General features: G+C 70.5%; 1 protein-coding gene. It reads left to right on the forward strand.

The genetic code is table 11. The features are described 5' to 3' along the window. Positions 1–10,163: type I polyketide synthase (locus E1283_RS38955; protein ID WP_132820209.1), on the forward strand; the 10,163-nt coding region annotated here is incomplete at both ends.

A 10,163-nucleotide genomic window follows, 5' to 3' on the forward strand; every position in this document is an offset into this window, starting at 1 on the left:
TCTCCCCCGGCCGGCTGGCCCGGCTGTTCACCCGGGGGATGGGGGTGCCGCCCAGGGCCTACCTGGCGCGGCTGCGGGCGGAACGCGCGGCGGCGCTGCGCGAACAGGCCGCCCGACTGCACCGCCACGCGTCCGGTGACCCGGGCCTCGATGCCACGGCTGTCGGATACTCACTCGCCATGTCTCGGGCCCAGCTTGATCACCGAGCGGTGGTGCTCGGTACCGACCGGGCCGAGTTGCTGGCGGGCCTGGACGCGCTGTCCGGGAACGAACCCGCCGACAGTGTGGTCTCCGGGTCGGGGCGTGGTGGTGGTCGTGTGGTGGGGATGTTCCCGGGCCAGGGCTCGCAGTGGGCCGGGATGGGACGTGAACTGTATGACCACTTCCCGGTCTTCGCACAGGCGTTGGACGAGATCTGCGCCGAACTCGACCCCCACCTGGACCAGCCACTGCGTGAGGTGATGTTCGCCCGGCCAGGAACGACGGCCGCCGACCTACTCGACCAGACCGCCTACACCCAGTGCGGCCTGTTCACCCTGGAAGTAGCCCTGTTCCGACTCCTGGAGTCCCTCGGCATCCACCCCGACGTCCTCATCGGACACTCCGTGGGCGAACTCGCCGCCGCACACATCGCCGGCGTCATGACCCTCCCCGACGCCTGCACACTCGTCGCCGCACGAGGACGACTCATGCAAGCCCTGCCCACCGGCGGAGCCATGATCTCCCTCCAAGCCACCCCCGACGAAGTCACCCCACTACTCACCGGCCGAGAACACCAACTCTCCATAGCCGCCATCAACGGCCCCACGGCAACAGTGATCTCCGGCGACGAGAACGCCGCACTCCAACTCGCCGACACCTTCCAAAACCAAGGCCGCAAAGTCCGACGCCTCCGCGTCAGCCACGCCTTCCACTCCCCCCACATCGAACCCATACTGACCCAGCTCCACCACGTGGCCGAATCAGTGACCCTCACCGCACCACGCATCCCGATCATCTCCAACCTCACCGGCCACCCCCTCACCCCACAACAAGCAACCAACCCCGAGTACTGGGTGAACCACGCCCGCCAACCCGTCCACTTCGCCCACGGCATCAACCAACTCACCCACCACGACACCACCCCACTCTTCATCGAAATCGGCCCAGGCGCCGTCCTCACAGCCATGACCGCCGACAGCCTCACCGAAGCAGTCACGGTGCCAACGCAGCGTCGGGACCAACCCGAGGTCCTCGGTGTCCTCACCGCAGCGGCTCGGGCCTTCGCGCACGGCGTGCCCGTCCAGTGGTCGGCGCTGTTCGCCGACACCGGCGCGCAGCGGGTCGAACTGCCCACCTACGCCTTCCAGCGCCAGCGCTACTGGCTCGCGCCGGCCGCCGACACCGGCGATCCGACGGCCTGGGGACAGTTGGCGGTCGAGCATCCGATACTGGCGGCGGCGGTGGAGACCGCCGACGGTGGCGTGGTGTTCACCGGCCGGCTGTCCCTGCAGACACAACCCTGGCTCGCCGACCACACCGTGGCCGACGTCGCCCTCCTGCCCGGCACCGCCTTCGTCGAACTGGCCATCCGCGCCGGCGACGAAGTCGGCTGCGACCACATCGAAGAACTCACCCTCCAAACCCCCCTCGCCCTCCCCGACAAGGGCACCGTCGCCATCCAGGTCCGCCTCGACACCCCCGACCAGACCGGCCACCGCACCCTCACCATCCACTCCCGCACCGACAACAACACCGCCGAATGGACCCAACACGCCACCGGCACCCTGACCACCAGCACACCCACCGGCACGACCGACCTCATCACCTGGCCGCCACCAGGAGCCGAGCCCATCGACCTCGACGCCCTGTACGAGCAGTTCTCCGATGCCGGGGTGAGCTACGGCCCGGCGTTCCAGGGCCTGCGGGCCGCCTGGCGCCGAGGCGACGAGATCTTCACCGAGGTCAGCCTGCCCGAGAACGTCGATTCCGAGCGTTTTGGTCTGCATCCGGCGCTGCTGGACGCGACGCTGCACCCGATCGCGACATCGGAAGTGGCCGAAGCCGGTGGGGAGTCCGGTCGGGTCGGTCTGCCGTTCGCCTGGGCCGGCGTCTCGTTGCGTGTCGTCGGCACGACGAGTCTGCGGGTCCGGTTGGCGCCGGGCCGCGACAGCGGTCTGTCCCTGGAGCTGGCGGACGCCGAGGGGCGGAGCGTCGGCTCGGTCGAGTCCCTCACGATACGGCCGATCAGCCACGAGGGGCTCGCCGCCGTCCGGGGCGCTCTGCACCAGGCGCTGTTCCACGTCGAGTGGAATCCGCTCGCCGCCACGAGCGATGCCGCGGAACCGGCCACCCCGTGGGTGAGCCTCGGCCAGGACCTGGCCGGACCATGGACCGGTTTCGCCGACCTGGCCGCGCTGCGTACGGCCATCGAGACCGGCACTTCGGTGCCCGAGACGGTGCTCCTGCCCTGCATCCCCCGAGCAGCGGCAAGCATCGACCCGCCCACTGCGGCCCGGGCCGCAGTGGGCGGGGCCCTCGACCTCGTACAGGAGTGGTTGGCCGACGACGGTTTCGGGTCGTCGGGTCTGGTCATCGTGACTCGCGGAGCGGTCGACGTGGCCACCGACGGTCCGGTGACGGCACCCGATCTTGCCGGCTCGGCGCTGTGGGGGCTGATGCGTTCGGCCCAATCCGAACACCCCGACCGGTTCGTCCTCGTCGACCTCGACGACGACGAGGCGTCGCTGCGGGCGCTGCCGGCGGCACTTCGGAGTGGTGAACCGCAGCTCGCGATCCGCGGCGGGACCGTCCATGTTCCCCGGCTGGCCCGTATCCCCGCCGCGCAGGCCGACGCCGACGCGTCCGTCGATCTGGATCCCGACGGGACGGTCCTCGTCACCGGGGGCACCGGCGCCCTCGGCAGCGTGGTGGCTCGTCACCTGGTGTCCCGCCACGGGGCCCGGCATGTCCTGCTGGCCAGCCGGCGCGGCCCCGACGCGCCAGGCGCCGACGCCCTGGCCGCGGAGCTGAGCGACCTGGGCGCGCTCGTCACGATCAGCGCGTGCGACGTCGGCGACCGGTCCGCGGTAAAGGAGCTGCTGGCCTCGGTCCCTGCCGAGCACCCGTTGACGGCGGTGATCCACACCGCGGGCGTCCTGGACGACGGGGTGCTCGCCTCGCTCACACCGGACCGGTGTGACCGGGTGTTCCGTCCGAAGCTGGACGCAGCCTGGCATCTGCACGAGCTGACCGCGGATCTCGACCTGTCGGCGTTCGTGCTGTTCTCCTCGGCCGCCGGCACCTTCGGCGGCCCGGGCCAGGCCAACTACAGTGCGGCCAACGCCTTCCTGGACCGGCTGGCCGGCGTCCGCCGCGCCACCGGCCGCCCCGCCGTGTCCCTGGCCTGGGGCCTGTGGGCCGCCCAGGGCGAGGGCATGACCGGTCACCTCGACGACGCCGACCGCGCCCGGATGGTGCGTGGCGGACTCGAACCGATCGCCGTGGACGAGGGCCTGGCGCTGCTCGACGCGTCGCTCACGCTTCCGGGGCCGGTCGTCATGCCTGCCAGGCTCGATCTGGGTTCGGTGCGCGCCGCCGCTCGCGCCGGAGTGACTCCCGCGCTGCTGCGCGGCCTGCTGCGGACCTCGTCTCGTCAACCACGGGCCACTCAGGCGTCCCCCTCGTCAGGGCTGGAGCGACGTCTGGTCGGTCTGCCGGAGGAGGAGCAGGACCGGTTGGTGCTGGAGTTGCTCCGCACCGAGATGGGCACCGTGTTGGGTTACCGGTCGGCGGAGGACATCGACACGGGGCGAGGGTTCTTCGAGCTCGGCTTCGACTCGCTGATGGCGGTCGAGCTGCGCAACCGGCTCAACGCGGCCACCGGTCTACGCCTGCCGGCCACCGCGCTGTTCGACCACCCCACGCCGGTGGCGCTGACCCGGCACCTCCGCGAGCGGATGGCGGGCGTCCGGACCACGCCGACAGCAGTCCCGTCGGTCATCGCGGTCGACGCGGTCGACGCGGAGGAGCCGATCGCGATCGTCGGCATGGCCTGTCGGTACCCCGGCGGCGTCACCTCCCCCGAGGCCCTGTGGCGGCTCGTCGCGGACGGCGTCGACGCGATCAGCGAGTTCCCCACCGGACGCGGCTGGGACGTCGACGCGCTCTACGACCCGGATCCGGACAGCCGCGGCAAGAGCTACGTCCGCGAGGGCGGGTTCGTCCATGACGCCGACCACTTCGACCCCGCGTTCTTCGGGATCAGCCCCCGAGAGGCTCTCGCCATCGATCCTCAGCAGCGGCTTCTGCTGGAGACCGCGTGGGAGGCGTTCGAACACGCGGGCATCGACCCCGAGACGCTGCGCGGCACGGCGACCGGGGTGTTCGCGGGCGTCATGTACAACGACTACCTGTCCCGGCTGACCAAAGCCCCGGAGGACTTCGAGGGCTACCTCGGCACCGGCAGCGCGGGCAGCGTGGCCTCCGGTCGGTTGGCCTACACGTTCGGTCTTGAGGGGCCGGCGGTGACGGTGGACACGGCGTGCTCCTCGTCCCTGGTGGCTCTCCACCTGGCGGCGCAGGCGCTGCGGCAGGGTGAGTGCACCATGGCGCTTGCGGGCGGCGTCGCGGTGATGTCCACGCCGTCGACCTTCGTGGAGTTCAGCCGGCAGCGCGGCCTGGCGGCCGACGGCCGGTGCAAGCCGTTCGCCGCGGCCGCGGACGGAACCGGGTGGGGCGAGGGCGTCGGTCTCCTCCTGGTGGAGCGTCTTTCCGACGCGCGGCGCAACGGGCACCGGGTGCTCGCCGTGGTCCGCGGATCGTCCGTCAACCAGGACGGCACGAGCAGCCAACTCACCGCGCCGAACGGTCCCTCGCAGCAGCGGGTGATCCGCCAGGCCCTGGCCAACGCCGGCCTGTCCGCGTCCGATGTCGACGTCGTGGAGGCGCACGGGACCGGCACCACTCTCGGCGACCCCATCGAAGCCCAGGCGCTGCTGGCGACCTACGGACAGGACAGGCCCGAGGACCGCCCGTTGTGGCTCGGCTCGGTCAAGTCCAACATCGCGCACACCCAGGCCGCCGCGGGCGCCGCCGGCGTCATCAAGATGGTCATGGCCATGCGACACGGTCTCCTGCCCAAGACGTTGCACGTGGACGAGCCCTCGCCGCACGTCGACTGGTCCGTGGGAGCCGTGGAGCTCCTGACCGAGGCCCGGGAATGGCCCGAGACCGAGCACCGACGCCGGGCGGCCGTCTCCTCCTTCGGCATCAGCGGCACCAACGCCCACGTCATCCTCGAATCCGTCCCCGACAGCGTGCCGTCCGAGCCGGTCGAGCCAACCGAGCCGGAAGAGCCCCGGCAGAGGGTGCTCCCCCTGCCGATCTCGGCGCGGTCCACGGAGGCGCTGCGCGGCCAAGCGGCGCGGCTCCATCGGCATCTGTCGGAGCACACCGACCTCGATCCAGCGGACGTGGGCTACTCACTGGCCACTACGCGCGCGAACATGCCGCACCGCGCGGTGGCGCTGATCGACGGTCGCGAAAGTCTGGCGCGGGCTCTTCGGGGGCTGGCGTCGGGTGAGTCGGTGGGTGACGTGGTGGTGGGCCGTGCCGGGGGCGAGGCCAGGCCGGTGTTCGTCTTCCCGGGCCAGGGTTCGCAGTGGGTCGGGATGGCACTGGAACTCCTCGATACCGCACCGGTGTTCGCCGAGCACCTGCACGCCTGCGCCCGAGCTCTGGCACCGCATGTGGAGTGGGACCTGCTTGAGGTGCTGCGCGAGCCGGACGGCACCTCGCTGGAACGCGTCGACATCGTCCAGCCGGTGTTGTTCTCGATGATGGTGTCACTGGCGCAACTGTGGCGCAGCCACGGCGTGGAGCCGGCCGCCGTCGTCGGCCACTCACAAGGCGAGATCGCCGCCGCCCACATCGCCGGCGCACTCACCCTGGAAGACGCCGCGAAAGTCGTCGCGTTGCGCAGCCGAGCCCTGGCCGGTCTCACCGGCGGTAGCGGCATGGCATCCATCGCACTTCCCACCGACGAAGTCGGCAAGCGACTTGCCGCCTGGGACGGTCAGGTCGCCATCGCGGCGATGAACGGACCCACCTCCACCGTGATCTCCGGCGACGACACCGCACTCAGCCAGATCCTCGCGGCGTGCGAAACCGACGGCATCCGCACCCGACGCATCCCCGTCGACTACGCCTCACACTCACCACAGGTCGAACGAATCCACGACCAGCTGATCGAAGCACTGGCCGGAATCAGCCCACAGCCATCACGCGTGCCCTTCTACTCCACCGTGACCGCCAAGGCGATCGACACCACCAGCCTCAACGCCGACTACTGGTTCAGAAACCTCCGCCAACCGGTGCGCTTCGAGGAGACGACCCGACTCCTCCTCAAACAGGGCCACCGGCTGTTCGTAGAAGCCAGCCCCCACCCCGTCCTCACCATCGGCCTCCAAGAAACCATCGACACCACCGAAACCAAAGCAACGACCATCGGCACCCTCCGCCGCGACGAAGGCGGCCCACACCGCTTCACCACCGCCCTCGCCGAAGCCTTCGTCCACGGCGCACCCGTCCAATGGCCAGCCCACTTCACCAACACCAACGCCCGACAGGCGGAACTGCCCACCTACGCCTTCCAACGGCAGCGCTACTGGCTGACGTCGTCCGGCAACGCGGGCGATCCGACGGCCTGGGGGCAGGAGGCGGTGGAGCATCCCCTGCTGGCGGCGGCGGTGGGATCAGCCGATGGCGGTGTGGTGTTCACCGGTCGGCTGTCGCTACAGACACAGCCCTGGCTAGCGGACCACGCCGTGGCGAACGTCGTACTCCTCCCCGGCACCGGGTTCCTCGAACTGGCCATCCGGGCGGGTGACGAAGTCGGCTGCGACCACATCGAGGAGCTGACCCTGGAGGTTCCGCTGGTCCTGCCCGAGAAGGGTGGGGTCGCGATCCACGTGCGGGTCGGCGCGGCCGATGACGCCGGTCGCCGTGCCCTCAGCGTGCACTCCCGCTCCGACGACGACGGCGTCGGCATCACCGAGTGGACGCAGCACGCCAGCGGCACCCTCGCTTCCAGCAACAACGGCGCGCCGACGACGGGCGTCGACCTGAGCGCATGGCCACCACGCGAGGCTGAGCCGATCGATCTGGACGGCTTCTACCCGGGAATGGCCGAGGCTGGCTACGGCTACGGACCGACCTTCCAGGGACTGCGGGCCGCCTGGCGCCGAGACGACGAGATCTTCGCCGAGGTCGCACTCCCCCAACAAGCCCACGAACAGGCCACCCAGTTCGGCATCCACCCCGCACTCCTCGACGCCACCCTGCACGCCATCGGACTCGGGGACTTCTTCGACACCCCCGGCCAGGTACGACTCCCCTTCGCCTGGAACGGCCTCTCACTCACCGCAACCGGAGCAACCCACGCCCGCGTACGACTGGCCGCAGTTGGCCCGGACACGGTGTCGGTGGACGTCGCCGACGGTGCGGGCCGCCCGTTGGTGCGGGCCGATTCGTTGGTTGTGCCTCCCGTGACGTTGGAACAGTTGGAGCAGATCCGCAGCGCGGATCGTCACTCGCTGCTGCGACTGAACTGGATCGCGCTGCCGGCGGGGGCGCAGCGGGCCACGGGTCGGTGGTGGGTGGTCGGCGCTGACCCGCTGGGTCTTCAGGAAGGTCTGGAGGAGACCGGACTGAGGGTGGCCTCCTGGCCGGACCTGCCCGGCATGGACGACGACGCCACGGCTCCGGACGTGCTCGTGCTCCCTTCCGTCAGCGGTCCCGACATCACGCCAGAGGCCGAGGGCGTCCGCGCTGCCGTCACACAAGCACTGTCGTCGGTACAACGGTGGCTGGCCGACGAGCGGTTCGCCTCCACCCGGCTGGTCGTCGTCACGCGGGGAGCGGTCGCCGCCGGACCCGACGAGGCCGTCTCGGACCTGGCCCAGGCCGGCGTCTGGGGCCTGCTCCGCTCCGCACAGTCCGAGCACCCCGACCGCATCGCGCTCGTCGACCTCGACGCCGAACCGGCCTCGGTCCAGACGCTGCCCGCCGCGATCGAGAGCGGCGAACCACAGTCCGCGATCCGCCGGGGGACCATCCTCGCGCCGCGGCTGGCCCGGCCAGGGGCGGAGTCGCTGGTGCCTCCGGTGGGGGTGCCGTGGCGACTGGACGTGAAGGACAGCGGCACGTTCGACGGGCTGAGGTTGGTGCCCTCCCCGGAGGTGGAGGCACCGCTGGAGCCCGGCCAGGTTCGAATCGCCCTCCGCGCCGCCGGCCTCAACTTCCGCGATGTTCTCCTGGCCCTGGGACTGATCCCTCAGCAGGTGTTCGTCGGCGGTGAGGCGTCGGGGGTGGTCACCGAGGTGGGTCCCGAGGTGTCCGGGCTCGCGGTGGGTGACCGGGTGATGGGCTTCGTGCCGCAGGCGTTCGGGCCGATGGCGGTGGCGGATCACCGTCTTGTGGCGCGGTTCCCGGACGACTGGTCGTTCGAGCAGGCGGCTTCCGTGCCCGTGGTCTTCCTGACCGCCTACTACGGTCTCGTCGACCTCGGTGGGCTCAAGGCCGGCGAGTCCGTGTTGATCCACGCCGCTGCCGGCGGCGTCGGCATGGCGGCCGTCCAACTCGCCCAACACCTCGGCGCCCACGTCTTCGCCACCGCCAGCCCACCGAAGTGGCCAGCGGTACGCGAACTCGGCGTGGACCCCGACCGCATCGCCTCCTCGCGAACCCTCGACTTCGAGCAACACTTCCTCCAGGCCACCGGCGGCGCCGGCGTAGACGTGGTGCTCAACTCCCTCGCCAACGAGTTCATGGACGCCTCCGCACGCCTGCTGCCACGCGGCGGCCGCTTCCTCGAAATGGGCAAGACCGACATCCGCGACGCGGACGAGGTGGCGACGCAGCACACCGGGGTGGCCTATCAGGCGTTCGACCTGATGCAGGCCGGGCCCGAGCGCATCCAGCGGATGCTCTCCACGATCGTCGCCCTGTTCGACGCGGGCGCGTTGCGACCGCTTCCCCTCACCACCTGGGACGTCCGCCAGGCACGCACCGCGTTCCGGCACCTCAGCCAGGCCCGGCACATCGGCAAGGTCGTCCTCACCATCCCGCCCGCGCTCGACCGCGACGGAACGGTGCTCGTCACGGGTGGTACGGGGACGTTGGGTGGTCTGGTGGCCCGGCATCTGGTCACGGCACACGGGGTGCGGCATCTGCTGCTGACCAGCCGACGCGGACCGGAAGCGGACGGCGCGGCGGCGCTACACGACGAACTGACCGAACTCGGCGCCCAGGTGACGATCACCGCCTGCGACACCGCCGACCGACCCGCCGTGACAAAGCTACTGGCCACGATCCCGGCCGAGCACCCACTCACCGGGGTGATCCACGCCGCCGGTGTCCTCGACGACGCACTCATCGAGACACTGACCGCCGAACAGGTGGAAACAGTCCTGCGACCCAAGGTCGACGCAGCCCTCCACCTCCACGAACTCACCCAGGACCTGGACCTGACGGCGTTCGTCCTCTTCTCCTCAGCCGCCGGCGTACTCGGCGCACCAGGACAAGCCAACTACGCCGCCGCCAACGCCTTCCTCGACGCACTCGCCACCCACCGCCACACCCACCGGCTGCCCGCCACCTCCATCGCCTGGGGACTCTGGGCCCAAGCCAGCGGCATGACCGGACAACTCAACCAACACGACATCGCCCGCATGTCCCGATCAGGACTCACCCCCCTCACCACAGAACAAGCCCTCACACTCCTCGACACCGCACTCACCACCACCGACCCACTGGTCGTCGCAACCCGAGTGGACAGCGGCCGACTGCGGGCCCAGGCCGGCGCGGGCATGCTGCCGGCCCTGCTGGGGGGCCTGGTACGCGCGCCTTCACGCCGCACCGCGGCGTCGGCGGCAGACACCTCCGCACTGCAACGCCAACTCGCCACAGCCAACGAGACAGAACAACAACGCATCCTCACCGACCTCGTCCGCACCCACGTCGCCACCGTCCTCGGACACACCACCCCCGACAACATCACCACCGACCAAGCATTCAAAGAACTCGGCTTCGACTCACTCACCGCCGTCGAACTCCGCAACCGCCTCACCACCACCACCGGACAACGCCTCCCCGCCACCCTCATCTTCGACCACCCCACACCC

Source organism: Streptomyces hainanensis (genome assembly GCF_004348415.1).
Taxonomy (GTDB): domain Bacteria; phylum Actinomycetota; class Actinomycetes; order Streptomycetales; family Streptomycetaceae; genus Streptomyces; species Streptomyces hainanensis.